General features: G+C 70.6%; 22 protein-coding genes. 11 read left to right on the top strand and 11 right to left on the bottom strand.

Features of this window, described 5'->3' with window-relative positions:
• Nucleotides 1-85: 85 nt before the first annotated feature.
• The 3 genes from QNA09_RS17535 (at nt 86) to groL (ending at nt 3,365) form a co-directional block, all read left to right on the top strand.
• Nucleotides 86-862: an HAD-IIA family hydrolase gene (locus QNA09_RS17535; RefSeq protein ID WP_010592202.1), complete on the top strand. Its 777-nt coding sequence runs from the start codon at nt 86-88 to the stop codon at nt 860-862.
• 100 nt (nt 863-962) lie between these two features.
• Nucleotides 963-1,490: a DUF6764 family protein gene (locus QNA09_RS17530; RefSeq protein ID WP_010592201.1), complete on the top strand. Its 528-nt coding sequence runs from the start codon at nt 963-965 to the stop codon at nt 1,488-1,490.
• A 249-nt stretch (nt 1,491-1,739) separates the two neighbouring features.
• Nucleotides 1,740-3,365, top strand: coding sequence for a chaperonin GroEL (gene groL, locus QNA09_RS17525; RefSeq protein WP_010592200.1), 1,626 nt, complete (start codon nt 1,740-1,742; stop codon nt 3,363-3,365).
• Nucleotides 3,366-3,832: 467 nt separating this feature from the next.
• Here the strand turns inward: groL and QNA09_RS17520 are convergent, their stop codons facing one another.
• From QNA09_RS17520 to QNA09_RS17505, 4 genes are all read right to left on the bottom strand, one after another.
• Nucleotides 3,833-4,822, bottom strand: a complete 990-nt coding sequence (locus QNA09_RS17520) for a bile acid:sodium symporter family protein (RefSeq protein WP_029539851.1) — start codon at nt 4,820-4,822, stop codon at nt 3,833-3,835.
• Between the two features lie 113 nt (nt 4,823-4,935).
• Nucleotides 4,936-5,142 carry a PspC domain-containing protein gene (locus tag QNA09_RS17515; RefSeq protein WP_003937438.1) on the bottom strand — a complete coding sequence of 69 codons (207 nt, stop codon included), beginning with the start codon at nt 5,140-5,142 and terminating at the stop codon, nt 4,936-4,938.
• 85 nt (nt 5,143-5,227) lie between these two features.
• Nucleotides 5,228-5,611, bottom strand: a complete 384-nt coding sequence (locus QNA09_RS17510; protein WP_048772226.1) for a phage holin family protein — start codon at nt 5,609-5,611, stop codon at nt 5,228-5,230.
• A 94-nt stretch (nt 5,612-5,705) separates the two neighbouring features.
• On the bottom strand, nt 5,706-6,140 hold the full coding sequence (locus tag QNA09_RS17505) for a PASTA domain-containing protein (protein ID WP_225222511.1): 435 nt from the start codon (nt 6,138-6,140) through the stop codon (nt 5,706-5,708).
• A 111-nt stretch (nt 6,141-6,251) separates the two neighbouring features.
• Between QNA09_RS17505 and QNA09_RS17500 the strand changes: the two genes are divergently transcribed.
• Nucleotides 6,252-7,283 carry a patatin-like phospholipase family protein gene (locus QNA09_RS17500; protein ID WP_010592196.1) on the top strand — a complete coding sequence of 344 codons (1,032 nt, stop codon included), beginning with the start codon at nt 6,252-6,254 and terminating at the stop codon, nt 7,281-7,283.
• A gap of 9 nt (nt 7,284-7,292) precedes the next feature.
• Nucleotides 7,293-8,144, top strand: coding sequence for an alpha/beta fold hydrolase (locus tag QNA09_RS17495; RefSeq protein ID WP_017681260.1), 852 nt, complete (start codon nt 7,293-7,295; stop codon nt 8,142-8,144).
• A 3-nt stretch (nt 8,145-8,147) separates the two neighbouring features.
• Here QNA09_RS17495 and QNA09_RS17490 read toward each other — a convergent pair whose 3' ends face one another.
• A complete protein-coding gene (locus QNA09_RS17490; RefSeq protein ID WP_119699954.1) occupies nt 8,148-10,160 on the bottom strand; it encodes a prolyl oligopeptidase family protein in 2,013 nt (670 codons plus the stop codon).
• A gap of 84 nt (nt 10,161-10,244) precedes the next feature.
• On the opposite strand from QNA09_RS17490, the gene QNA09_RS17485 reads away from it, so the two are divergent.
• From QNA09_RS17485 to QNA09_RS17460, 6 genes are all read left to right on the top strand, one after another.
• Complete coding sequence (locus QNA09_RS17485) at nt 10,245-11,561, top strand: wax ester/triacylglycerol synthase domain-containing protein (RefSeq protein ID WP_026137884.1); 1,317 nt, start codon at nt 10,245-10,247, stop codon at nt 11,559-11,561.
• A 136-nt stretch (nt 11,562-11,697) separates the two neighbouring features.
• Nucleotides 11,698-12,537 (top strand): SDR family oxidoreductase, encoded by an 840-nt coding sequence (locus tag QNA09_RS17480; protein WP_017681257.1) that lies wholly within the window; start codon nt 11,698-11,700, stop codon nt 12,535-12,537.
• Nucleotides 12,538-12,672: 135 nt separating this feature from the next.
• Nucleotides 12,673-14,076 (top strand): dihydrolipoyl dehydrogenase, encoded by a 1,404-nt coding sequence (gene lpdA, locus QNA09_RS17475; RefSeq protein WP_040270821.1) that lies wholly within the window; start codon nt 12,673-12,675, stop codon nt 14,074-14,076.
• Nucleotides 14,077-14,229: 153 nt separating this feature from the next.
• Nucleotides 14,230-15,327, top strand: a complete 1,098-nt coding sequence (locus tag QNA09_RS17470; RefSeq protein WP_119699953.1) for a ferredoxin reductase — start codon at nt 14,230-14,232, stop codon at nt 15,325-15,327.
• Between the two features lie 16 nt (nt 15,328-15,343).
• Nucleotides 15,344-16,747, top strand: coding sequence for an acyl-CoA desaturase (locus QNA09_RS17465; RefSeq protein ID WP_010592190.1), 1,404 nt, complete (start codon nt 15,344-15,346; stop codon nt 16,745-16,747).
• 169 nt (nt 16,748-16,916) lie between these two features.
• Complete coding sequence (locus QNA09_RS17460) at nt 16,917-17,810, top strand: hypothetical protein (RefSeq protein WP_040270787.1); 894 nt, start codon at nt 16,917-16,919, stop codon at nt 17,808-17,810.
• A gap of 53 nt (nt 17,811-17,863) precedes the next feature.
• Here QNA09_RS17460 and atzF read toward each other — a convergent pair whose 3' ends face one another.
• From atzF to urtE, 6 genes are all read right to left on the bottom strand, one after another.
• Complete coding sequence (atzF, locus tag QNA09_RS17455; protein WP_119699952.1) at nt 17,864-19,591, bottom strand: allophanate hydrolase; 1,728 nt, start codon at nt 19,589-19,591, stop codon at nt 17,864-17,866.
• Entirely contained in the window at nt 19,588-23,133 is a 3,546-nt protein-coding gene (gene uca / locus QNA09_RS17450) for an urea carboxylase (RefSeq protein WP_244213258.1), read from the bottom strand. Before uca ends, atzF begins: the two co-directional genes overlap by 4 nt.
• Nucleotides 23,134-23,244: 111 nt before the next feature.
• Nucleotides 23,245-23,940, bottom strand: coding sequence for a GntR family transcriptional regulator (locus QNA09_RS17445; protein WP_048772241.1), 696 nt, complete (start codon nt 23,938-23,940; stop codon nt 23,245-23,247).
• A gap of 70 nt (nt 23,941-24,010) precedes the next feature.
• Nucleotides 24,011-24,541 carry a carboxymuconolactone decarboxylase family protein gene (locus QNA09_RS17440; protein ID WP_010592183.1) on the bottom strand — a complete coding sequence of 177 codons (531 nt, stop codon included), beginning with the start codon at nt 24,539-24,541 and terminating at the stop codon, nt 24,011-24,013.
• Nucleotides 24,542-24,546: 5 nt separating this feature from the next.
• A complete protein-coding gene (locus QNA09_RS17435; RefSeq protein WP_048772243.1) occupies nt 24,547-25,236 on the bottom strand; it encodes a GntR family transcriptional regulator in 690 nt (229 codons plus the stop codon).
• Nucleotides 25,236-25,928, bottom strand: coding sequence for an urea ABC transporter ATP-binding subunit UrtE (urtE, locus tag QNA09_RS17430; RefSeq protein ID WP_059174354.1), 693 nt, complete (start codon nt 25,926-25,928; stop codon nt 25,236-25,238). The genes QNA09_RS17435 and urtE overlap by 1 nt, the downstream gene beginning before the upstream one ends.
• Nucleotide 25,929: the final 1 nt, after the last annotated feature.

Below are 25,929 nucleotides of genomic sequence, written 5' to 3'. Positions count from 1 at the left end.
ATGTCACATCGCGTCGATCCGATCGACGCGATGTGACATTCGGTCCGTGGGCGGCGGGGGCGGGGCGACCCGATAGGCTCGCACCATGGCCGGTGTGGACGGGGTGTTGTTCGATATCGAGGGCGTGATCGTGACGTCGTGGGTGCCCGTGCCGGGCGCCGCCGAGGTGCTCGCCGGGCTTCGTGAGCGCGGCGTGCATCGGGCCTTCCTGACCAACACCACGTCGCGGACGTGTGCGCAGATCGCCGAGACCCTCTCCGGCCTGGGCATGCCGGTCGAACCCGCCGAGATCGTGACGGCCGCGTCCCTCACCGCCGAGTATCTGCGGCAGACCTACCCGGACCGGCGCTGCTGGGTGCTCAACCACGGCGACGTGGAGGCGGACCTCGCGGGCATCGTGCGCGACGAGGACGATCCCGAGGTGGTCGTGCTGGGCGGGGCCGGGCCGGAGTTCAGTCACCGCGCCCTCAGCCGTGTCGCCGAACTGATGCTCGACGGGGTGCCGGTGGTGGCGATGCACCGCGGCGCCACGTGGCAGGCCGCGGACGGGTTGCACATCGACACCGGCGTCTACCTGCCGGGTCTCGAGGAACTGAGCGGGCAGACCGTCGTCGCGGTCGGGAAGCCGTCGATGCGGGGCTTTCTCGCCGCGGCCGAGCTGATGGGCACCGAACCGGACCGGATGGCGGTGGTGGGCGACGATCTCCACGCCGAGGTCATTCCGGGCCAGCGCCTCGGTATGACGGGAATCCTGGTGCGCACCGGCAAGTTTCGGCAGTCGGTGCTCGATCTCGCGGTCGAGCGTCCCGACCGGGTGATCGATTCGGTGGCCGACCTGCCGGAGCTGCTCGACACGCTCTGACGACCTCTCGCTCCGGAAGGGTCCGGCCGGTACCCTCGCGCCGGGGGAGTCGCCCCCGTCCGCAGTATCCGAGCCCCGGCCCAGCGCAGAGGAGACCTTGTTGTCCATCCGATCCATCCGTGCCGTCGTAGTCCCCCGCCGTCTCCTCCGGGCCGGTGTGGTCGCCGCTCTCGGTGTCGCATCGGCGGCCCTGCTCGGCGTGGGCACCGCCGCGGCGGCACCGGTGACGTGCGTGTCGCCGCCGTCGGCCAACGAGATCCTGGTGTCCGACGCCGCGAGCTGCGGTGCGACGGCCACCGAGGGCGGCACGGCCCACTCCTTCGCCTCCGAGAGCGGCACCGCGGTGTCGTCGGCCCGGACGGCCGGCGCGGCCGAAGCCCGTGCGACGGGCTTCGGGACGGCCTTGAGCGGCGCCGGGGACGGTGGCCGCGCCTACGCGTACGCCCTCGGCGGCGGGCTGAGCCATTCCTCGGCCCAGGGCCCGGTGACGACGGTGTCCGTCGCCGGCTGGGGTTCGGGGGCGACGGCCGATCCGACCGGCGTGACCTGCGTCGGTCCGCAGTCGTTCGCGGTCAACACGGCCACCGGCCAGTGGTGCGCCGTCGGCGTCGGTTCCACGCGTCGCTGAGCCCACCCCGGACCGGTCCTGCACGACGAGGGTGGCGGGTGCTCCAAACCTTGCACTCGCCACCCTCGAGTGCTAAGAATGCTCTTGGCACTCGCAACACGTGAGTGCCAGGTCGGGACGGTGAGGCCGGGAATATCGACACCCCTGGTCGTCCGTCGCGGGCACTGCTTCCGGCCGAAGGCGTACATGGGGCGACCCGACGAGCGGTCGCCCTGCGTGTCACCCCCATATCCGGAGGATCACTTCGCAATGGCCAAGATCATCGCGTTCGACGAAGAGGCCCGTCGCGGCCTCGAGCGGGGCCTGAACAGCCTCGCCGACGCTGTCAAGGTGACGTTGGGGCCCAAGGGTCGCAACGTCGTGCTCGAGAAGAAGTGGGGCGCCCCCACGATCACCAACGATGGTGTGTCCATCGCCAAGGAGATCGAGCTCGAGGACCCGTACGAGAAGATCGGCGCCGAGCTGGTCAAGGAAGTTGCCAAGAAGACGGACGACGTCGCGGGTGACGGCACCACCACCGCCACCGTGCTCGCCCAGGCGCTGGTGCGCGAGGGTCTGCGCAACGTCGCTGCCGGTGCGAACCCGCTCGGTCTCAAGCGCGGCATCGAGAAGGCCGTCGAGGCCGTCACCGCCAAGCTGCTCGACACCGCCAAGGAGGTCGAGACCAAGGAGCAGATCGGCGCCACCGCCGGCATCTCCGCGGGCGACCCCGCGATCGGTGAACTGATCGCCGAGGCCATCGACAAGGTGGGCAAGGAAGGCGTCATCACCGTCGAGGAGTCCAACACCTTCGGCCTCCAGCTCGAGCTGACCGAGGGTATGCGCTTCGACAAGGGCTACATCTCGCTGTACTTCGCCACCGACGCCGAGCGTCAGGAGGCCGTGCTCGAGGACGCCTACATCCTGCTCGTGTCGGGCAAGATCTCGACCGTCAAGGACCTGCTGCCGCTGCTGGAGAAGGTCATCCAGTCCGGCAAGCCGCTCGCGATCATCGCCGAGGACGTCGAGGGCGAGGCCCTGTCCACGCTGGTCGTCAACAAGATCCGTGGCACCTTCAAGTCGGTCGCCGTCAAGGCCCCCGGCTTCGGTGACCGTCGCAAGGCCCAGCTCGCCGACATCGCCATCCTCACCGGTGGCGAGGTCATCAGCGAAGAGGTCGGTCTCTCCCTCGAGACCGCCGGCCTCGAGCTGCTCGGCCGTGCGCGCAAGGTCGTCGTCACCAAGGACGAGACCACCATCGTCGACGGTGCCGGCGACGCCGACGCCATCGCCGGTCGCGTGAACCAGATCCGCGCCGAGATCGAGGCGTCGGACTCGGACTACGACCGCGAGAAGCTGCAGGAGCGCCTGGCCAAGCTGGCCGGCGGTGTCGCGGTCATCAAGGCCGGCGCCGCCACCGAGGTCGAGCTCAAGGAGCGCAAGCACCGCATCGAGGATGCCGTCCGCAACGCCAAGGCTGCGGTCGAGGAGGGCATCGTCGCCGGCGGCGGCGTCGCGCTGCTGCAGGCCGCTCCGGTTCTGGACGACCTGAAGCTCGAGGGTGACGAGGCCACCGGTGCCAACATCGTCAAGGTCGCCCTCGAGGCTCCGCTGAAGCAGATCGCCTTCAACGCCGGCCTCGAGCCCGGCGTCGTCGCCGAGAAGGTGCGCAACCTGCCCGCCGGCCACGGCCTCAACGCCGCCACGGGCGAGTACGAGGACCTGCTGGGCGCCGGCATCAACGATCCGGTCAAGGTCACCCGCTCGGCGCTGCAGAACGCGGCGTCCATCGCGGCCCTGTTCCTGACCACCGAGGCTGTCGTCGCCGACAAGCCGGAGAAGGCCGCCGCTCCCGCCGGCGACCCGACCGGCGGCATGGGTGGCATGGACTTCTGATCCACCCCCGACCGTCTTCGAGGCCCGGTTCCACTTCGGTGGGGCCGGGCCTCGTGGCGTCGGTCGTTCGGGTGATTTCTCCGATTTCCGCGTTCTCGGGTCGTCGACTCTTGTAACAATGGCGTCGCGGCCGTACTTCCAGGACCGCGCATCCGTGACACGGACGAAATCAAGGAGGAGTCGCCATGGGATCTCTCGCGGACATCATCGGCTGGGTGCTCGAAAACTTCGATCTGCTGGAAGTTCTGGACTCGCTGAGTGCAGACGACTAGCGGCCACCCACGACCTGGACGGAGAAGATCATGATCGGCAGCCTGCTCGACCTCATCACGCCCATCCTCGAACTGATCGCCGACCTCGGCTCGGGCAGCGCGGACTAGTCCCGGCCCGAGAGCACACCCGAATCGCAGCCGCAGCGCCGGGATCTCCCGCCGCTGCGGCTGCGTTCGTGTGAGGTGCCGACCGGGTCAGACCGCGACGGCCGGGGCGGCCGCGCGCTTCGCCAGCCGCGCCGCGATCGCCGCGCACACCAGCAGCTGGATCTGGTGGAACAGCATGAGTGGCAGGACGATCAGTCCGATCGGCTGGCCCGGGAACAGGACCGTCGCCATCGGCAGGCCCGTGGCCAGGGACTTGGTCGAACCGCAGAACAGGATCGTCGCGCGGTCCTCGTAGGCGAAGCCCAGGCGCGGTGCGCCGAACCACGTGAGCGCCAGGACCAGGGCGAGCAGCACGAGGCACACACCCGCCAGGGCGAGCAGCCGCCCGAGCGACAGGCTCGACCAGATGCCCTCGTTCATGCCGCGACTGAACGCGACGTACACGACGAGCAGGATCGAGCCGCGGTCGACGATCTTCAGCGGCCCGCCGTGCCTGCCGACCCATCCGCCGATCCAGCGGCGCAGGAGCTGGCCGGCCAGGAACGGGACCAGCAGCATGAGCACGATGTCGAGCACCGCGGAGGCACTGAACGTCACGCCCTGCGTGGTCATCGTCAGCGCGACGAGCAGCGGCGTCACGACGATGCCCAGCAGGCTCGAGGCACTGGCGGAGACGACCGCACCCGCGATGTTGCCGCGGGCCACGGAGACCAGCGCGATCGACGACTGCACCGTCGACGGCAGCAGGCACAGGTAGAGGACCCCGAGATACAGCGGTTCGGTCAGGACGGTCGGCACCAGCATCTTCGTCGCCAGCCCGAGCAGCGGAAACAGCGCGAACGTGGTGGCGAGGATCGTCAGGTGCAGGCGCCAGTGCCGGAGGCCCTCGAACGCCTCGCGCGTGGACAGTCGCGCCCCGTAGAGGAAGAACAGCAGACCGATGGCGATCTTCGCAGCCCACGTGAAGATGTTCAGGGCCGTGCCCGAGGCCGGCAGCAGTCCCGCGACCGCGACGGTGGTGAGGATGCCGACGAGGAACGGGTCGAGGCGACCGAGCACGGGAATCCTGGAGAACATGAGTCGACGCTAGGACACCGCCGGGGCGAGCCGACACCCGGTGTGGGAAGCGTGCACCCTCTCCGACGTTCCGGAGCGGGTGCACGCTTCGTGGAAGGGGTGCAGGCCCGCCGTCACTCCGGCAGCAGCATCCACAGCGCCAGGTAGACCAGGGCGGCGCCGCCTCCGGTCACGAACGCGGCGACCACCACGCCGGCACGGACGAGGTTGACGTCGATGCCGAAGTACTCGGCGAGGCCGCCGCACACACCGCCGAGCATGCGCTGCGAGCGGGACCGGGCGAAGGGACGGGGAGCGGGGGTGTTGTTCTCGAATGTCATGCGACAAGAGTGCCGCCACGGGCCTGCCGGTCGCATCGGGTGACGCCCCGATTCCTACCCTGATCTTTCGTCTCGGGGTGTGTCCTCAGCGCTTCTGGGCAAGCGTCTTCTTGAAGACCACCAGGGGCAGCAGCATCCGGGCGACCAGCGCGACGGCCCACACGATCACCGTCGCGAGGATCCAGGTCGCCGCGCCACTGATCTGCAGTCCGTCGCTGACGAGTGAGGTGACGATCAGCGCGACCAGCGTCGAGACGAGCGCGCTGCTGCCCAGGAGCGCCGGGGTCTTGGTGACCGCCAGCTGGCGCAGCAGCGGGTCGACGAGCATCGCCGTCACGGTGAACAGGGCGACGGCGATGACGAAGGCGACGCCGTCGAGCGACATGCCGGGCAGGACCCAGGCGCCGACGAGCAGCGCCAGGGCATTGGCGAGCAGTGCGACGACCGCGGACGCGAGCAGACGGACCATGCGAGGAGAGTAGCCTTCCCGGCCGGGTCGGTGAACCGGAAAGACGATCGGGCGGGCCGGAATCCCGGCCCGCCCGATCGTCGGCGAGAACTCGTCAGTTGCAGACCACCGTCAGGCCCACACCCCGCCAGATCGGCGTCTCGACACGTTCGAACTCGTTCTTCTCGTGGTTGTACTGCATGTCGACCTCGGTGCGGTAGCCCCGGTCGCGCTGCCCGGTGACGTGGCAGTGGCCGGACGCCGTGCCCGCGCGGTTGACCACGCCGTACGGCACGCCCTGCGCCTCGAGCGTGGCCCGGGCGCTCTGTTCGCTCATGCCGACCACGTTCGGGACCGGCCGGGTCGCAGCCTGGGCCGCCGCCGTCCCGGCGCCCAGGAGCACCGCCGTCCCGGCGCCCAGCAACACCGCCGTCCCGGCGCCCAGAAGCACCGCCGCGGTGCACACGGCGGCGACCGAGGCGCGTATCGAACGTCCTGCGCGGTGCGCGGTTTCGGGTACGACGAGAGAACTGCTCGAAGTGGATGTCATGCCTTCGAGCGTGCCGGGCGCAGGACCCGCTCCACATCGGGTGACGCCCCGATCCGCACCCTGAACTTTCTTCTCGGGGTGCGCACCGACGATGCTCCGTAGGATCTGGGAATGGCCGGACCGACGCGGGTGGCGCTCGCCCTGGGCAGCGGGGGTGCCCGCGGCTACGCCCACATCGGTGTGATCGAGGCGCTCGAGGAACGCGGACTCGAGATCGCCGGCGTGGCGGGCTCGTCCATGGGCGCGCTCGTGGGTGGGTTGTACGCGGCGGGCAGGCTCGACGACTACACCCGCTGGGCGACGTCGTTGACGCAGCTCGACGTGCTGCGGCTGCTCGACGTGTCGCTGTCCGCGCCGGGCGCCATCCACGCCGAGAAGATCCTCGACAAGGTGCGCGAGATCCTCGGCGACACCCCCATCGAGGGGCTGCGGATCCCGTACACGGCCGTCGCGACGGACCTGGCCGCCGGACGATCCGTCTGGTTCCAGCGCGGCCCCGTCGACGTGGCGATCCGCGCGTCCATCGCGATTCCCGGCGTGATCACCCCGTACGTGCTCAACGGGCGGGTGCTCGCGGACGGCGGGATCCTCGATCCGCTGCCGCTCGCCCCGATCCTCGCCGCGGGTGCCGACGTCACCATCGGTGTCAGTCTCGGGGCCGAGGAACGCGACGTCGACGGCGGCGCCCCGGCCCACGCGAGTGCGGAGCCGCGACCGGTCGACGAGTGGATCGGCCGATTCCGCCGCAGCGCCGCGCAACTGCTGGAGCGGGACGTCGTCCGCTCGATGGTGGGTCGTTTCGGCGGTGGGCCGGGGGCGCGCAGCGACGCCGCGGAGGACGTGGCATCCGAGGACGCCGAGGTCGTCGACGATCCGGTCCCGGTCCCGAAGCTGAGCCGTTTCGAGGTGATGAACCGCTCGCTCGATCTGATGCAGTCGGCCCTGGCCCGCTACCAGCTCGCCGGGTACCCGCCGGACGTGCTCATCCGCATCCCCCGCAAGTCGGGTCGCAGTCTCGACTTCCACCGCGCGGCGGAGATGATCGCGCTCGGCCGCAGCCTCACCGAGTCCGCCCTCGACGCCGCGGGACTCGGGACCGCGCCGGCGGCCGAACCGCCTGACCCGGACACCGGAACCGCCTAGGCTGAGCCGGTGGAGACCGTACCGATCCAGCTGCCGGGCGGCACGACGACACCCGTTCGCCTGTTCCCCGGTCCGGAACAACCGGCCCGCATCGACGCGCCGCGGCCCGTGGTGGTGATCCTGCCCGGTCTCGGCATTCCGGCGGGCTACTACGAGCCCTTCGCCGACGCCCTGACCGCGCACGGGTTCGACGCCGCGCTCTGCGAGCTGCCCGGACAGGGCGACAGCCGGCCCCGCCCCGGACCCGACAGCGACTACGGCTACCAGGAGCTGGTGGCCGTCGACCTGCCGGCCATGCTGGAGGTGGTGCACGAGCGGTTCCTCGACTCCACCCCGTACCTGCTGGGGCATTCGATGGGCGGGCAGCTCGGGGCGCTCTATGCCGCCCGCAACCCCGGACGGCTCGGCGGGCTGGTCCTCGTCGCCGCGGGGACCCCGTACTACCGCCACCACGCGGGCATCCGCGGGCCGGGTCTGCTCCTCGGGTCCGCGGCGATGTCGATCACCGCGAGCATCGCCGGATTCTGGCCCGGCGACCGGCTCGACGTCGCCGGTTTCGGTCGCCAGTCCCGGCAGCTCATCTCGGACTGGGCGCGCCTGGCCCGGAGCGGGCGTTTCGAGCCCCGCGACGCCGACGTCGACTACGAGCAGCGGCTCGCCGAGCTGAGCCTGCCGGTCCTGTCCGTCACTGTCGAGGGCGACGACCTCACGCCGGTCGCCGCCGCCCGGCACCTGCTCGAGAAGATGCCGGGCGCGGACGTGACGACGTGGCACCAGTCCCGGCCGCTGGGGCACAACGGCTGGATTCGCGACAACGCGGACACCGTCGACCGCATCGCGGCCTGGTTGAAGGACCGGTGAGTTCTACCCGGACAGCATGCGTTCGAGGAACGTGAACGTCAGCGCCGCCTTGAAGGCGGCCTGGGCGTTGTCCGCGGCACCGCCGTGGCCGCCCTCGATGTTCTCGTAGTACCAGACCTCGTGGCCCTGTTCCTCGAGCCGCGCCACCATCTTCCGGGCGTGCCCGGGGTGCACTCGGTCGTCGCGCGTCGAGGTGGTGATCAGGATCGGCGGGTACGCCGCGTCCGGAGCGGTGTTCTGGTACGGCGAGTACTCGCGCAGGTAGGCCCACTCGTCGGGATCGTCGGGGTCGCCGTACTCGGCCATCCACGACGCTCCGGCGAGCAGCAGGTGGTAGCGCTTCATGTCGAGGAGCGGCACCTGGCACACGATCGTCCCGAACAGTTCGGGGTAGCGGGTGAGCATCACGCCCATGAGCAGGCCGCCGTTGCTCCCACCCTGGATGCCGAGACGATCGGCGGTGGTGATGCCCCGCGCGACCAGATCTCGTGCCACCGCGGCGAAGTCCTCGAACACCTTGTGCCGGTTCTCCTTCAGCGCCTGGGTGTGCCACTGCGGTCCGTACTCGCCGCCGCCGCGTATGTTGGCGATCACGTACGTGTACCCGCGTTCGAGCCACGCCAGGCCGACACCGCCGCTGTACGCCGGCACCATCGAGTTCTCGAATCCGCCGTAGCCGTACAGCAGGGTCGGAGCCGGGGACGAGGTGTCGCGGCCGACCACGAAGTACGGAATCCGGGTCCCGTCGTCCGAAGTGGCGAAATGCTGTGTGGCGGTGATGTTCTCGGCTTCGAAGAACGCCGGTGCCTGCTTGATCGACGCCAGCGGCCCGCCGACCGTGCCGGACAGCAGCGTCGCGGGCACGGTGAAACCGCTGGAGTTGAGGAAGAATTCGTCGCTCTCGAGCGGATCGACGTCGATCACGGAGGTGGTGGTCGCGGGCGGCACGTCGTCGACCGGCCGATCGGTCCACCCGTCCACGCCCGGGGTGAGCACCCGCACCTCGGTCTGCACGTCGCGCAGCACGACCGTCAGCAGGTGGTTGCGCGTCCAGGCGTACTGTTCCAGCGAGCTGTGCGCGTCCGGCGCGAACAGCACCGTCATCTCCCGGGAGCCGGCCAGGAAATCCGGGTAGTTCGCGGCCAGCAGGGTGCCCGCCGGATGTCCGAGCCACGGCGACCGGGTCCGGATCAGCAGGTGGTCGCGGTACACGGAGACCTTCGCATCGTCCGGGGCCTCGATCCGGACGAGTTCCCCGTCGGGCCGCAGTTCGAACCGGTGCGACGTGTAGAAGTCGATCGCGCGCTCGACGAAACTGCGCTCGAAACCCGTGCGGTCGTACCAGGCGGAGACGGCGACGTCGGATCTGTCGCCCTCGTACACCGTCTCGGCCTCCGCCAGCGGCGTACCGCGGCGCCAGCGCTTGGCCAGGCGCGGGTACCCGGAGTCGGTGAGCGAGCCGTCGCCGAAGTCGGTGCCGACGTACACGGTGTCCGCATCGATCCAGCCGATGTCGGTCTTCGCCTCCGGCACCGTGAAACTGTCCGGTCCGTCGACGAATTTCCGTGACTCCATGTCGAACTCGCGGATCACGGTGGCGTCGGCGCCGCCGCGTGACAGTCCGATCAGGGCCCGGGACTGGTCGGGTCGCAGCACCTGCGCCCCCGACCACACCCAGTTCTCGCCCTCCGCCTCGGCGACCGCGTCGAGGTCGACCAGCACGTCCCAGTCCGGTTCGTCGCGCAGGTACTGCTCCATGGTGGTCCGCCGCCACAGGCCGCGCACGTGCCGAGCGTCGCGCCAGTAGTTGTACAGATACTCACCGCGGCGCCGCGCGTACGGGATGCGCGCGTCGGTGTCGAGCACCTCCCGGATCCGGGACTGCAGCGTCCCGAACGCCTCCGTGCGGGTGTATTCGTCGACGGTGCGGTCGTTGTGCGCGCGCACCCACCCGAGCTGGTCGTCGCCGGTGACGTCCTCGAGCCAGAGGTGCGGGTCGTTCGTGTCGTCGGCCATAGGCAATTCTTACCCATCCGGCCCGGGACGACCCGGCGGGGACCGCGGGCGCGGCTCCCGCGCCGCGCCCGCCACACTGGCGGAATGCAGTTGCATCCCTCCGACGCCCTGCGGGACTGGCTCGACGACCGTGTCCGCAGCGACCAGTTCCTGCTGTTCTGTTTCGAAGGGGAAGCCGGCGACCCGGACACCCTGGTGACCGAGCTTCGGCATCGGGCGTCGGCCGTCCCCGAACTCCGGTTGCGCGCCGTGCCGGTGCCGGGTCGTCTGGACTATCCGTACTGGGCGGCGGGGCTAGTCGGCGCCGACCGGTTCGTCGTGCACCGGCTGCCGGATCCGTCCTGGCCGGGAGTGCAGCGGGCCCTCGGTGAACTGCTCACCGACCGGCTCGACATCACGACCTCGCCGTGGCGAGTGCATCTGCTGGCCGGCGTGACGGGGGCGCCCCGCTGCGCCACAACCGCAACCGTTGTGGTGCTGCAGGTTTCGCACGCCTTCGCGGACGGGATGCGCGCCTCGGTCCTGGCCCGGGCGTTGCTGTCGGGTACGGGCCCGGCCGCCGACGGTACCCCGACGGGGCCGGAGGCGCCGTCGGTGCCGGCGATGCTGCTGCGTGCCGTGGCCCGGGTGCCGATCCAGCTGGGCGCACTGCTGGCGACGGGGGTACGCGCGGGCCGCGCCGAACGGGACCTGGCCGATCCGGCTGTCCCGCCGGCGGCCCCGGGATGTCCGCTGAGCGCCGTGAACACCGACCCCGGCCCGGGGCGTGCGGTGCGGACGATCGTGTGCTCCGCGACGGACCTGCGCACGGTGGGGACCGTGACCGTCGGTGCACTGACCGCGATCGCGTCCGCGCTCGGCGAGTTCCTCGGCGACTTCCCGGCCGACCGGCTCGGCGCGGAGGTGCCGGTCTCCGTCGCCCCGAACGGGACGGCGCGCAACTCCTACCGCAGCGCCGGTGTCCGGCTGTTCGCGCACGTGGACGATCCCCGGGAGCGTGCCGCGGCGATCGCCGCCGACCTGGCGCTGCGGCGACGACGGCTCGTGCATCCGGCCGTGGATCTCCGGGACCGTCCGTTCGCGCACCTTCCGGCGCCGCTGTTGCGGTTCGGGCTCGCCCGCGCCGACCTGGGTGCGGTGCCGCGAACCGTCACCGGCAACACGGTCGTGTCCAGCGTGTACCGCGGCGCGGACGACCTGGTGCTCGGCGGGGCCGCCGTGCGCTTCACCGCCGGTTTCCCGGGGTTGTCGCCTGTCATGGGCCTGACCCACGGCGTGCACGGAATCGGCGACGCGGTCACGTTGTCGATCACCACCAGTCCGCAGGTGATCGGGCTTGGGGAGCTGGACCGGTACGAGAGCTTGCTGCGCGGCGCCGTCGCGCGGCTCGCGCGCGCGTAGGGGGCGCCGTCGCGCGGCTCGCGCGCGTAGGACAGGCGCGCCCGGAGGCCCCGAGGTGGCGGGCGAGCAACTGCTTGGTTCGGGGTGGCTCCGGCGGTAGCGTGCCGGTCGGAACCGGATCGACGAGGGAGTGGCGATGGGCGTGTACGCGGTGACCGGGGCGGCGTCCGGCATGGGCGCGGCGAGCGCGGACCGGCTGCGGGCCGCGGGCCACACCGTGATCACCGTCGACCTGAAGGAGGCCGACGTCGTCGCCGACCTCTCGACCCCCGCGGGGCGGTCCGCGGCGGTGCGTCGAACCCTCGAGCGGGCCGGGAACCGGCTCGACGGTGCGGTGCTCGCGGCGGGTCTCGGCCCGGTGCCCGGCAAGGAGCACACCCTCGCCCAGGTCAACGTCCGGGGCGTGATCGAGTTGCTCGAAGGGTGGCGGCCGGCGCTCGCCGCGGCCGGAAACAGCAAGGTCGTGGTGTTCGGGTCGAATTCGACGACCACCACCCCGGCCGTGCCCATGTCGGCCGTGCGGGCGTTTCTCGCCGGCGACCTCGAGAAGGGGGTGCGGCGGGCGGGACGCATCAGGCCCGCGGCCGCCCCCTTCACCTACGCCGCGTCGAAGATCGCCGTCACCCACTGGGTGCGCCGGAACGCGGTGACCCCGGACTGGGCGGGGGCGGGGATCCGCCTGAACGTCCTCGCGCCGGGCGCGGTGTCGACCCCCCTCCTCGACACTCAGCTCGCGAGCCCGGAGGGCGATCGGGTCCGGAGTTTCCCCGTCCCGATCGGGGGGTTCGGTGAGCCGGACCGGATTGCCGAGTGGGTGGAGTTCATGCTGTCCCCGGCCGCCGACTTCCTCGTCGGCTCGGTCGTGGTGGTCGACGGCGGCAGCGAGGCGTGGTTCCGTGCCGTCGACTGGCCGCGACCGGTGCCGGTGCGGAAGGTGCTGCGGTACGTGCGGCGGATGCGGAGCTTCCGCCGCTGACCGGGGGCTGCGCCCGCCGCTTCCGCCACGTTCGGGCCCGTGTGCACGCCCGATTCGTGCCTGGTGCCGGGACTACCGGCGGGTAACCGGACCATCCGCAGACACGCCGGAGCGGCAGGTCTACGCTGTTTGTTCGTGACCTCACACTATGACGTCGTTGTCCTCGGAGCCGGTCCCGGTGGGTACGTCGCTGCTATCCGCGCGGCACAGCTGGGCCTGAGCACCGCCATCATCGAGAAGAAGTACTGGGGTGGTGTCTGCCTGAACGTGGGCTGCATTCCCTCCAAGGCGCTTCTCCGCAATGCCGAACTGGCGCATCTCTTCACGAAAGAGGCCAAGACGTTCGGCATGTCCGGGGACGTGTCCTTCGACTTCGGTGCGGCCCTGGACCGCAGCCGCAAGGTCGCGGACGGCCGCGTCAAGGGCGTGCACTTCCTGATGAAGAAGAACAAGATCACCGAATACGACGGTGCCGGCTCGTTCGTCGACGCCAACACCATCTCGGTCGAGCTCAACAAGGGCGGGACCGAGACGGTGACCTTCGACAACGCGATCATCGCGACCGGGTCGGTGACCAAGCTGCTGCCCGGCACGCAGCTGAGCGAGAACGTCGTCACCTACGAGGAGCAGATCCTCACCCGCGACCTGCCGGGCTCGATCCTGATCGTCGGCGCCGGTGCCATCGGCATGGAGTTCGGCTACGTGCTGAAGAACTACGGCGTGGACGTCACCATCGTCGAGTTCCTCGACCGGGCGCTGCCCAACGAGGACGCCGACATCTCCAAGGAGATCGCGAAGGCGTACAAGAAGCTCGGCGTGAAGATCATGACCGGGGCCGCGGTGCAGTCCATCGACGACGACGGCAACAAGGTGACCGTCGCGATCAAGGACAACAAGTCCGGCAACGTCGAGTCCGTGGTCGTCGACAAGGTCATGCAGTCCGTCGGGTTCGCCCCGCGGGTGGAGGGCTTCGGCCTCGAGAACACCGGTGTCGAGCTCACCGACCGGGGCGCCATCGCCATCGACGACGTGATGCGCACCAACGTGCCGCACATCTACGCCATCGGCGACGTCACCGCCAAGCTCATGCTCGCGCACGTCGCAGAGGCGATGGGCGTGGTCGCGGCCGAGACCATCGGCGGCGCCGAGACCCTCACCTTCGACGACTACCGGATGATGCCGCGTGCGACGTTCTGCCAGCCGCAGGTCGCCAGCTTCGGACTGACCGAGCAGCAGGCGCGCGACGAGGGTTACGACGTCAAGGTCGCCACCTTCCCCTTCACCGCGAACGGCAAGGCCCACGGCCTCGGCGATCCCAACGGCTTCGTCAAGCTGATCGCCGACAACAAGCACGGAGAGCTGCTCGGCGGCCACCTGATCGGCCCCGACGTCTCCGAACTCCTGCCCGAGCTGACCCTCGCGCAGAAGTGGGACCTGACGGTCAACGAACTGGCCCGCAACGTCCACACCCACCCGACGCTGAGCGAGGCGCTGCAGGAGGCCATCCACGGCCTCGCAGGCCACATGATCAACTTCTGATCCCGGCGCGTCGAAGATCCTCCGCGCGGGCAGATCCCCGTTCGGATGTACCGGCCTCAGCCCGCGGTGACCGAAACGTCGCCGCGGGCTGTCGTCGTCTCGGGCAACGACGAAACCTGATTGGATACCCGTGACGCGGGGTACCTTGTCGGCATGGCAGAACGGGGTGCGCGTCCCAGGGTGCATCCGGTGCGCAGAATGATGTTGCGCGCCGTCCGACACCTTTTCACTCCTCTCCGGCCCGACGACTACCTCGAGATGATCAATCCCCTGTGGACCACGAGGGAGTTGCGGGGCCGGGTCGAGCGGGTGGTACCGGAAGGTCCCGACGCGGCGTCCGTGCTCATCCGTCCCGCCTACGAGTGGCGCGGACACCGCCCCGGCCAATACGTACGACTGGGCGTGATCATCGACGGCGTCTACCACTGGCGTGCCTACTCGCTGACCTCCGATCCCGATCCCGAGGACGGGCTCATCAGCGTCACCCCGAAGGTGGTCGAGACCGGCGTGGTCTCGCCGTACCTGGTGCGCCGCATCCAGCCCGGCGACGTGGTGCGGCTCGGCGAGGTCGAGGGCGTGTTCACCCTGCCCGATCCACTGCCTGCGAAGATGCTGTTCGTCAGTGCCGGCAGCGGTATCACCCCCATCATGAGCATGCTGCGCAGCCTGGACCACCGCGACCGCCTCGACGACGTCGTTCTGGTGCACTCGGCGCGCACCGCCGACGAGGTCATCTTCGCTTCCACGTTGCGTGACCTCGAGGCACGCCGGTCCGGGTTCCGGCTGGTGCTGCGGCTCACCGCGGAGCAGGGCCGCATGACGCCGGCCGATCTGGACGAGCTGTGCCCCGACTGGCGGGAGCGGGAGGCGTTCTGCTCCGGCCCCGGCGACATGCTCGACGCATTCGTCGAGCACTGGAACGACCACGGTGATCCGAAAAAACTCCACATGGAGCGTTTCCAGCCGATCATCGGCGGGAATGCGGGATCGGGTGAAGGCGGCACGGTCCACTTCCTCGACAGCGAGGCCGACGTCGAATGCGACGGCGGCACGCCGATCCTGGTGGCGGGCGAGAAGGCGGGTCTGCAGCTTCCGTACGGATGCCGGATCGGGATCTGCCATACCTGCGTGGGCACGCTGCGCTCCGGCAAGGTGCGGGACCTGCGCACGGACGAGGTCGCCGAACCCGTCGGCGCTGCGGTCCGCACCTGCATCCACACCGCCGAAGGCGACATCGAAATCGAGCTGTGAACGGAAGGAACGCGAGATGACGACGGAGATCGAGAGTCCACTCGCGCATCTGAGCGAGGAAACGCTGGACGCGTTGGCGAAGGAGTTCGACGCCATCCACGACAGGGTCTACTCCGAGCTGGGGGAGCGGGACCGTCGCTACATCAAGACCGTGATCGCGACGCAGCGACAGCTCGCCGTCGCCGGCCGTGCGCTGCTCCTGGGTTCGGCGTCGAAGTCGGCCTGGGTCGCGGGCACGGCATGCCTCGGCATGGCCAAGATTCTCGAGAACATGGAGATCGGCCACAACGTCATGCACGGGCAGTGGGACTGGATGAACGATCCGGACATCCATTCGTCGGTGTGGGACTGGGACACCGCCTCGACCGCGGCGGGCTGGAAGCACTCCCACAACTACATCCACCACACCTTCACGAACATCCGCGGCAAGGACAAGGATCTCGGGTACGAGATCATGCGGATCGATCCGCACCAGAAGTGGCACCCGGTCTACCTGGCCCAGCCGTTCTACAACGTGCTGCTCATGGCGTTTTTCGAGTGGGGTGTGGCGCTGCACGACCTCGACCTCGATGCGTTGTGGGCGGGAGAGAAGACGCCGGGGCAGGTGCTCGAGGAGCTGAAGGGCATCGCGGGCAAGGCGCGGCGGCAGTTCGTCAAGGACTACGTGGGTTGGCCCCTGGTCTCGGCCGGCGCGTTCGCGGCCGCGGCGCTGCTGTCGGGAGGGCGGATCCCGCAGCCGCGGACCTCTCGCATCGGACGCCGGCTGCGCGGACTCGGCCGTCTCGGGCGCGGCGGTGCCGCCCCGCGGGCCGACGCCGTCGCCGACGTGCTCGACAAGGTCCTGCCGGGCGTGGAGAAGACGTTCCTGGCCACCCTGGCGGCGGACTTCACCGCCAACATCATCCGCAACGTGTGGTCGCACGCGATCATCTTCTGCGGGCACTTCCCGGACCAGACGTACACCTTCAGCCGGAAGGAGGTGGAGAACGAGAGCCGCGGCGGATGGTACGTCCGCCAGCTGGTCGGCGCGGCCAACATCGAGGGCAGTCCGCTGTTCCACGTCATCAGCGGAAACCTCGGCTACCAGGTCGAACACCACCTCTACCCCGACATGCCGAGCACCCGGTACTCCGAGGTGGCGCCCGCGGTGAAGGACATCTGCGAGCGGTACGGGCTGCCGTACAACACCGGACCCCTGTCGAAGCAGTGGGGCACCGTGCACCGGACGATCCTGCGCCTCGCGTTCCCCGGCGGCAAGCCGCGACCGAAGCCCGGTCCGTACCACAGCGCGGACGATCCGTCGCGCAAGACGGCGCCGAGCGAGGCGGCCCGCTTCCGCAGCCGGCTGCCGGCAGACCACCCGGCCGCCGGTCCGGAGCACGAGCACGGTGGCGTGGAGGTCGAGCCGCCGCCGCGCTGACGATCGCGGATTCGCGCGCCCCTTCGGAATCCGCTCACGTCGTGGCGTGAGCGGATTCCGAAACGCCGTGGGAATCCCGGTTATCCACAGGCTGCGGCTTCATCCCCAGATGTGCCGGTCCGCGCAAAGTCGAGCCGCGGCCGCCCGAGCGGTGCGTCACCCTCCTTGCATGACCGATCCCATCGCCGTGACGAGACAGGACCTCCTGACGCAAGGCGTGCCGGACGACCGGATCCGGGCGGCGCTGCGTGCCGGAGACCTCGTCGCGCTGAAACCCGGCGTCTATCTGCGCCGCACCGACGTCGCGTCCCTCGACGACGTGAGCCGCCACCGGGTCCTGGCGCGGCACTTCGCCGCGGCTCTCCGCCCCGGGGAGGCACTCAGCCACGTGTCTGCCGCCGTCCTGCTCGGACTGGACGTGTGGAACGTCGACCTGCGCCGGGTGCACGTCTCGCGGGCATCCGCGAGCGGGCGCAGGGCCACGTACCTCCACGTGCACGGGACCGACTGGCGCGACGGCGACGTCGTCGCAGTCGACGGCGTCCACGTCACCTCGGTGGCGCGCACCATCGTCGACCTCGCGCGGTCGTTGCCGCTCGACGAGGCCGTCGTCGCCGGGGACTCCGGCCTGCGCGCCGAACCGTCCGCGCGGGAACGCCTGCCGGATGTTCTCACCGCCGCCCGCCACCGCACCGGGGTGTCCCGGGCGGCCGCCGCGGTGCGTCTGCTCGACGGGCGCAGCGAGAGTGTCGGAGAGTCGTTGTCTCGCCTGCGGATGACGCGATGCGGCCTGCCGCGGCCCGAACTGCAACACGAGGTCGTGGCTCGGGACGGACGCCGGTACCGGGTGGACTTCTTCTGGGAAACCCCGGGCGTCGTCGGCGAGTTCGACGGCGCCGGAAAGTACTCCGACCGACGCGACCTCGTGGCCGAGAAGCACCGCGAGGACGCGCTGCGCGATCTCGGCCTCGAGGTCGTCCGGTGGACGTGGGCGGACCTGGAGCGGTTCGACCTCGTCGCCGAGAGATTCGCCCGGGCCGTCGCTCGGAAATCGAAGCGGTGAACCGGAATCCGCCCACGCCGTGGCGTGGGCAGATTCCGAAGTCGCGCACCGATTCAGCGCGTCCGGTAGGCCACCCAGCCGCCGAACTCGGTGATGTCGACGGCGTCCGCCGCGGCGTCGTGCGTGCAACCGAAACCGACGACCCAGCGCCCGTCCGAGAGTTCGACGCTGGTGAGCGTCATCGGAGCGGGCAGTGCGGCCAGGAACCGGCCGAGTCCCGCCTCGGAGACCCGGAAGAGCTCGCCGGCGATCGGCGCGCCCCGGCCCGCGCCGTGCCGGACGAGACCGGGCTTCGGGGGAGTGGTCCTCAGCGCCGTCAGCCGGTACGCGTCGGAGGTGCGGACCTCGTCGACGAACCGGGCACCGATCTGCTCCAGTTGGACGTGCAACGGCTGGCCGCGCAGGTGCGCCCCGAACACCGCCAGCTCCACCCCGCCCGAGACGAACTTCGGCGTGGGGACACCCGTCAGCCGGGCCGCGAGATCGACAGCGACCTGATCGGCGAAGGCCGGCACGACGAACATCACCCCGAAGGGACGATCCTCGGCGGTCGGTGCACCCGGTACCGCGACGGCCGCCATGTCGAGCAGATTGCAGAAGTTCGTGAACGTGCCCATCCGCCGGTTGATCCCGATCGGGTCGGACTGCACCGCCGCGATCGTCGGGTGCTCGGTGGTGGTGGGCAGCAACAGCCCGTCGAACCCGTCCAGCAGGCCCGCCGCGAACGCCTTGGCGCGGGTCAGCGTGTCGAGGTCGGCCACCAGCTCGTGCGCCGCCGGGTGCTCCGCGGCCGCGACGATCGCCGCGACCGTCGGATCGGCTCCGGCGGGGTTCGTCGCCAGGAACTCGCCGACGGCCGCATACCGCTGGGCGACGACGGCGCCGTCGTAGAGCAGTGTCGCGGCCTCCAGGAGCGGGGTGACGTCGACCTCGGTCACCTCCATCCCGGCGTCGCGCGCCGCGCCGACGGTGCGCGCGAATGCGTCCCGGTAGTCGTCGCACAGCGCGACGAGATTCCCGGCGCGCGGAACCGCGACCCGCGGCGACGCGGGCTCCGCGAACGGTACGTCGGCCGGCCACGTCCGGCTGCGCGGGTCGCGCGGTTCCGGCCCGGCCATGACCGCCGCGGCGGTCGCCGCCAGGTCGAGCGACGTGGCGAACACCGTGAGGCAGTCGTAGTCCACGCATGCCGGCACCACGCCGTGGGCGGGGATCACGCCCAGCGTGGCCTTGATCCCCACCAGACCCTGCAGCGCGGCCGGGACGCGGCCGGAACCCGCGGTGTCGGTACCGATCCCGATGTCCGCGATGCCGAGCGCGACCGCCGTCGCCGAACCCGAACTCGAGCCGCCCGACACCCGTTCCGGATCCCAGGAGCAGCGCACCGCGCCGTACGGGCTGCGGGTGCCGACGAGACCGGTGGCGAACTGGTCGAGATTGGTCTTGCCCAGGATCACCGCGCCGGCGTCGACGAGCCGCGCGACGCCCGCCGCGGTATCGGTGGGGGTGTACGCGAATTCGGGACAGCCCGCCGTGGTCGGCATCCCGGCGACGTCCACGTTGTCCTTCACCGCCACGAGCAGGCCCGCGAGCGGCAGGTGCTCGCCCGCCGCGACGCGCGCGTCCACGGCGTCGGCGTCGGCGAGCACCTCGGCGGCAGGCCGCAGCGCGATCCACACCTCGGGCCGGTCGACGTCGTCGATGCGGCGCAGCGCCGCCTCCGCTCGCGCCCGGCTCGATGTCGATGCAGCCGAGAGTTCCTGTTCCACAACGATGCTCATGCTGCTCCGATCACGAGAAGGGGGGTGCCGGGGGCGACCTTCGCGCCCGGTCCGACGAGGACTTTCAGGACGATCCCGTCCACGGCGGCCGGCACCGGCATCTCGAGCTTCATGGCCTCGAGGAGGACGGCGGTGTCGTCGGCGCCGACCTGCTGGCCCTCCACCACCTCGACCCTCCACACGTTGCCGACCATGGGGGCTTCGACGACGACCGATCCCGCCGGCATCCCGGCGAGCGGGTCGACGGGCTCGGCGACCTCTGCCGGTGCCGTCTCGGCCCGGTCGAACTCACCGGCCGCGTGCCATGCCTGCTTCTCGGTCTCGAACGCCGCGGACTGACGCTCGTGGAACGCGTCGATGGACTCGGCATTGTCCGCCAGGAACCGCAGATGGTCGGCGAGGGCGAACCTACCCTCCGAGACGTCGGCGTCGAACCGGCCCGCCAGGGACGCGGCGCGGTACTCGAGCAGCTGTTCCGGGCTCACCGGTTCCCATACGATCCGGTCGAAGAAGCGGAACAGCCACGGCTTGCCGTCCTCGAACGGCCCGGACTGCCGGTATCCGGACCAGATCGGTACCGTCCGCCCGATCAACTGGTAGCCGCCGGGGGACTCCATCCCGTAGACGCACAGGTACTTGCCGCCGATGCCCACGGCGTCCGACGGGGTCCACGTGCGTGCCGGGTTGTATTTCGTCGTCACGAGCCGGTGCCGGGGGTCGAGCGGGACGGCCAGCGGCGCACCGAGGTACACGTCGCCGAGACCGAGGACGAGGTACTCGGCGTCGAACACCGTGTCCCGGACCTGCTCGACCGAGTCGAGTCCGTTGATGCGCCGGATGAACTCGGTGTTCGACGGCAGCCACGGCGCCGAGTCGCGCACACCGCTGTGGTAGCGGGAGATCGCCTCGGCGATCGACGGGTCGTCGAACGAGAGCGGCAACCGGACGGTGCGGCTGGGCACCACCAGATCGTGCGTGGCCGGCAGTTCCGTCTCGAGGTCCTGCAGGGTCCCGAGCAGGCGGTGCTGGGGCAGCACGTCCGGGTCGAAGTGCACGTGCAGCGAGCGCACCCCCGGCGTGACGTCGACGATCCCCGGCAGGCGCAGCGCCGCGAGCGCCTCGGACAGGGCGTGCACCCGCATCCGCAACCCCAGGTCGAGCACCATGTCGCCGTACTCGACGAGGACGTTGTCGTCGCCGCCCCGCAGGTACACCACCTCGGGACGGTCCAGGAACGCCGGGGTACCGGCCAGCCGGCCGCCGTCGAGCGCGGCGGGCCGCGCCACTGGCGGGACGTCGAGGGCGCGGGTGGCGGCGCCGCGCAGCTCGACCGCCGCCTCGTCGGTGACGGGGACGAACCGCACCGAATCCCCGGGCCGGATCTGCCCCATCTTCCAGCGGTGACCGGAGACGACCGTGAGCGGGCAGGCGAACCCGCCCAGGCTCGGACCGTCCGGGCCGAGCAGGATCGGGGTGTCGCCCGAGACGTTGAGCGCGCCCACCGAGTAGGGGTTGTCGTGCAGGTTCGACGGGTGCAGCCCGGCCTCGCCGCCGTCCGTCCGCGACCAGGTGGGCTTCGGGCCGTCCAGACGGATGCCGGTGCGGTTCGCGTGGGACTGCACCGTCCACGTGGTGTCGTAGAACTGGGCCAGGTCGTCCTCGGTGAAGTAGGCCGGTGCGGGCTGCGGACCCTCGGTGACGGCGAGATGCCACGTGTGGGTGAACTCCGGCCGACGGTCCACGGGTACCGGTGCCGGGGAGGCTAGCGCGCGGGACTCGGCCACACCGAGCACGTCGCCCGTGGCCACGGCCCTGCCGGTGAGGCCCCCGAAGCCGCCGAGTGTGAACGTCGAAGCGCTGCCGTGGTAGAGCGGGGCGTCGAGTCCGCCACGCACCGCGACGTAGGTGCGCAGGCCCTGCTCGGCCGGCGATCCGACGTCGAGCACGCCGCCGGCCGGCACCTCCAGGGGCTCCCACATCGGCACGGGGGTCCCGTCGACGGTGACCACGACCGGGGCACCGGTGACGCAGACGAGCGTCGGGTCGGAGAACTCGAGGCGCGGGCCCTGCAACGTGCACTCCAGCGCCGGTGCCCCCTCCGGATTGCCGACCGCGCCGTTCGCGGCGCGCATCGACAGGTCGTCCATCGGACCCGACGGCGGAATGCCGACCGCCCACAACCCGATCCGGCCGGGGAAGTCCTGCACCGTGGTCATGGTGCCCGCGCGCAGCACGTCGATGCGGTGGCCCGTCGCCCGTACCTCCCGCAGCGTCGCGGTCGTGTGGGTGGCCCCGAGCACCTGCTCCGCTGTGCAGATGCGCCGCAGCTGCGGCAGATTCGTCTGCACGCCGTACAGGTGCGTGTCGTCGAGCGCCTCGGCGAGCGCCGCGAACGCGGTGCGGCGGGACTCGCCGCGCACGATGATCTTGGCGAGCATCGGGTCGTAGAACGAACTCACCTCGGTGCCGGTGTCCACCCACGTCTCGACGCGGGTGTGGGCCGGGAACTCGACGGCGGTGAGCAGTCCGGCGCTGGGCCGGTAGTCGTGCCCCGGGTCCTCCGCGTACACGCGCGCCTCCACGGCGTGACCGAGGATGCGGGGCCCGCTGTCGGGCAGGGCGTCGAGCATCTCGGTCTCGCCCCGGCCGAGCCGCAGCATCCACTCCACCAGGTCCACGCCCGTGACCTCCTCGGTGACCGGATGCTCCACCTGCAGACGGGTGTTCATCTCGAGGAACGAGGCCTCACCGCGTTCGACGTCGTACACGAACTCCACGGTGCCGGCGGAGCGGTAGCTCACCGACGACGCGAGCCGGCGCGACGACGCGAGCAGTTCCTCGACGACCGCGTCGGGCAGGTTCGGGGCGGGCGCCTCCTCGACGACCTTCTGGTTGCGTCGCTGCAACGAGCAGTCGCGCGTACCGAGGCTGATCGTGCGGCCGCGACCGTCGCCGAACACCTGCACCTCGAGGTGGCGGGCGTGGGCGACGAACCGTTCGAGGAACACCCCCGACGAGGAGAAGTGTGCGGACGCGAGACGCTGCACCCGCTCGTACGCGTCCCGCAGTTCGCCCGGAGTGTGGCAGGCCTGCATCCCGATGCCGCCCCCGCCGCCGACGGCCTTGAGCATCACGGGGTAACCGACGGTGTCGGCGGCCGCGAGGGCGGCGTCGACGGACCCGAGCAGGCCGCTGCCCTCGACGAGCGGGACGCCGACGGCGCGTGCCGCCTCTCGCGCGGTGTGCTTGTCGCCGAAGACCCGCAGCTGCCCGGGGGTGGGCCCGATGAACGCGATGCCCGCCTTCTCGCAGGCGTCCGCGAATTCGGCGTTCTCCGAGAGGAATCCGTAGCCGGGATGGACCGCGCCGGCGCCCGCCGACAGGGCCGCCTCGATCACCAGATCCGCCCGGAGATACGACTGCGCTGCCGGAGCCGGGCCGAGACGCACGGCCATGTCCGCCATCTCGACGTGCGCGGCGGACGCGTCCGCATCCGAGTACACGGCGACGGTCTTCAGCCCCAGCGCGTGCGCCGAACGCATGATGCGGCAAGCGATCTCGCCGCGGTTGGCGACGAGCAGGGTGTCGAAAGCGAACGTCACGACAGGCTCCTTCGGTGACGGGGAAGGGGAAGGTATGGGGCGGAACGGACCTCAGTGAGCGAACGACATCGCCGACACGGCGCGGGTCACCCGGTCGAGCACCACCGCGAGGGATTCGCCGATGTGCCGGTGCAGCAGCCGGTGGGCGAGTTCGAGTTCGTCGCCGAGGACGGCATCGACGATGGCGAGATGTTCGGCGATCGACGTCTCGATCCGGCTGTTGACCATGAAGTCGTACATCCGCACGTGCCGGATCCGGGAGTTGACCGACTCGAGCGAGCCGGCCAGTTCCGCATTGCCCGACGCGGCTATCAGGGCCATGTGGAACTCCTCGTCGAGCACCACGAAACCCGGTTCCTGCTGCGGCGGGTCGGCGGACAGACGCACCCACCGTTCGCGTTCGGCGGTGAGGGCGACGCGGTCGTGCCGCACATCGGGATTGTCGATCGCGCGCGCAATGCCCTGCAGTTCGAGGGTGATCCGCAGCTCGTAGAGGTCACGGACGCGGGGAATGCTCACCGGGACCGGCGAGAATCCGAACTCCTCGCGGCGCAACAGCCCGTCCGCGCACAGCATCGCGAGCGCCTCCCGGACCGGGGTACGGGAGATCCCGAACCGCGCGGACAGTTTCGGCTCGGTCAGCCGCTCGCCGACGCGGATCGAGCCGTTCATCAGCTCGGTGCGCAGTTCCCGGTACACGCGCGTCCGCAGCGGTTGCGCCGTGGCTGTATCCGTACGTGTCGACATAGCTGTATACGCTATGGACGTCGTGTTTCGCCGAGATTGCCCGCGGTAAAGCGACGGTTAGGAAGAGCTCTCAGAAGTCCCGCTCGAGGCGCAGCACGCCGATGGTGGTGGCCAGTCCGTCGTATTGCGCTACGAGCAGGCAGAATTCGATCATCCGACGGTCGTCGAGGTGAGCGGCCAGCGCCGCCCACGTCTCGTCGCCGAGGTCTCCGGTGGCGATCAACTCGTCGACGGCTGTGAGCATCGCCCGGTGCCGCGGGCTCCAGCCGGGCGCGCCGGGTCCGTCGAGGATACGCTGCAGGATCTCGGGGGTGATGCCGGCGCGACGGCCGAGCCGGGTGTGGTGGTCCATCTCGTAGCCGCACTCGCGTAGGTGCGCCACCCGCAGGATGACCAGTTCGGATTCGAACCGGGGCAACCGCCCGAACGGCATGAGCTTGCCGGAGTAGTGCAGCCAGCCGCGGAACAGGCCGCCGGTGCGGCCCAGGGTGCTGAACAGGTGCGCGTCCTTCGTTCCCGCCGCGGTCGAGAGCACGCGCCAGACCGCCCAGTTGAGCGGGCCGAGTTCCTTGAACCGTCCGGGCCGGATGCGAGGCGACATGCCGGTCAGTCTCGCACGGCACGCGCCAATCGGGCCATCGTCCGGGCCTGCTCGGCGCGCTGCACCACCACCGCCCGTGAGGTGTCGATGTGGGCGAGGAGCTGGTCGTGGGCGTCCTCGAGACGGCCGGCGAGCACCGCCTCCGCCACACCGATGTGTTCGTCGACGGTCGCCGCGATCCGGTCGTGCGTCAGGTAGTCGAACATGCGCACGGGCCGGACCTTCGCGTTCACGGCAGCCAGCGCGTCGCACAGGGCCGGGTTGCCGGCGGCGGCCAGCAATGCCAGGTGGAACTGTTCGTCGAGGACGACGAAGCCCGCATCCGGTTCGGGGAGGTCGCGCCGCAGCGCGTACCACCGGTCGAGCTCGGCGCCGAGCACGTCCGGATCGTGGCGGATCGAGTGATCGGCCAGCGCGCGGCGGATGCCGCGCAGCTCCAACGTGGTCCGCAGCTCGTACAGGTCGGCGAGGTCGTCGAAGCGCGGCCGGTACGGGAACAGCCCCTGCTCGCGCCGCTCGACCAGACCGTCGGACACCAGCCGCGCCAGCGCCTCCCGTACCGGCGTTCGGGAGACCCCGTACTGCTCGGCGAGCCGTTCCTCGCCGAGCCGTGTGTCCGGCGGCAGAACGCCCGTCATCAGATCCGAACGCAGCGCCCGGTAGACCCGATCACGCCGCGTGCCGCCGGCGCTCATCAGATCGCCATGGCCGCGCGGACGGTGCCTGCGGCATCGGTCCCGCCGTCGCCGCTGGCGGTGATGCGTCCGGATTCGAGGACGTAGTACCGCTGCGCCGCCTGCAGGGCGAAACCGATGTGCTGCTCGACGAGCAGCACCCCGAGGTCGCCGCGCCGGCTGAGTTCGACGACGGTGCTTTCGATCTCGGCGACGACCGACGGCTGGATCCCCTCGGTGGGTTCGTCGAGGATGAGCATGCGGGGCTCGGTGATCAGGGCGCGGGCGATCGCGAGCTGCTGGCGCTGGCCTCCGGAGAGCAGACCGGCGCGCCGGTCCAGCAGTGGCACGAGGGCGGGGAACAGCTCGAGCATGTCGGCGACGAGCTGCTTGCCGCGCCTGCGTCCGTCGGCGACGACCTGCAGGTTCTCGGCGCAGGTGAGCTGCGCGAAGGACTGCTGGCCCTGGGGGACGTAGGCCAGGCCGCGGGCGACGCGCGCGGCCGGCCGCAGCGAGGTGATGTCCGCACCGTCGAGGAGGATCCGGCCGAAGGTGGTGGGCAGCAGGCCGACGGCGGCGCGCAGCAGGGTGGTCTTTCCGGCTCCGTTGTGACCCATGACGGCGACGACCCCGTCGGCGGGGACGGTCAGGGTGGCCCCGTGGATGATCTCGGTGCGGCCGTAACCGGTCCGCACGTCGACGAGCTCGAGCATC

The organism is Rhodococcus sp. AH-ZY2 (genome assembly GCF_030916465.1).
Lineage (GTDB): Bacteria > Actinomycetota > Actinomycetes > Mycobacteriales > Mycobacteriaceae > Rhodococcus > Rhodococcus ruber.
This window is presented reverse-complemented; position numbering and strand designations above follow the sequence as displayed.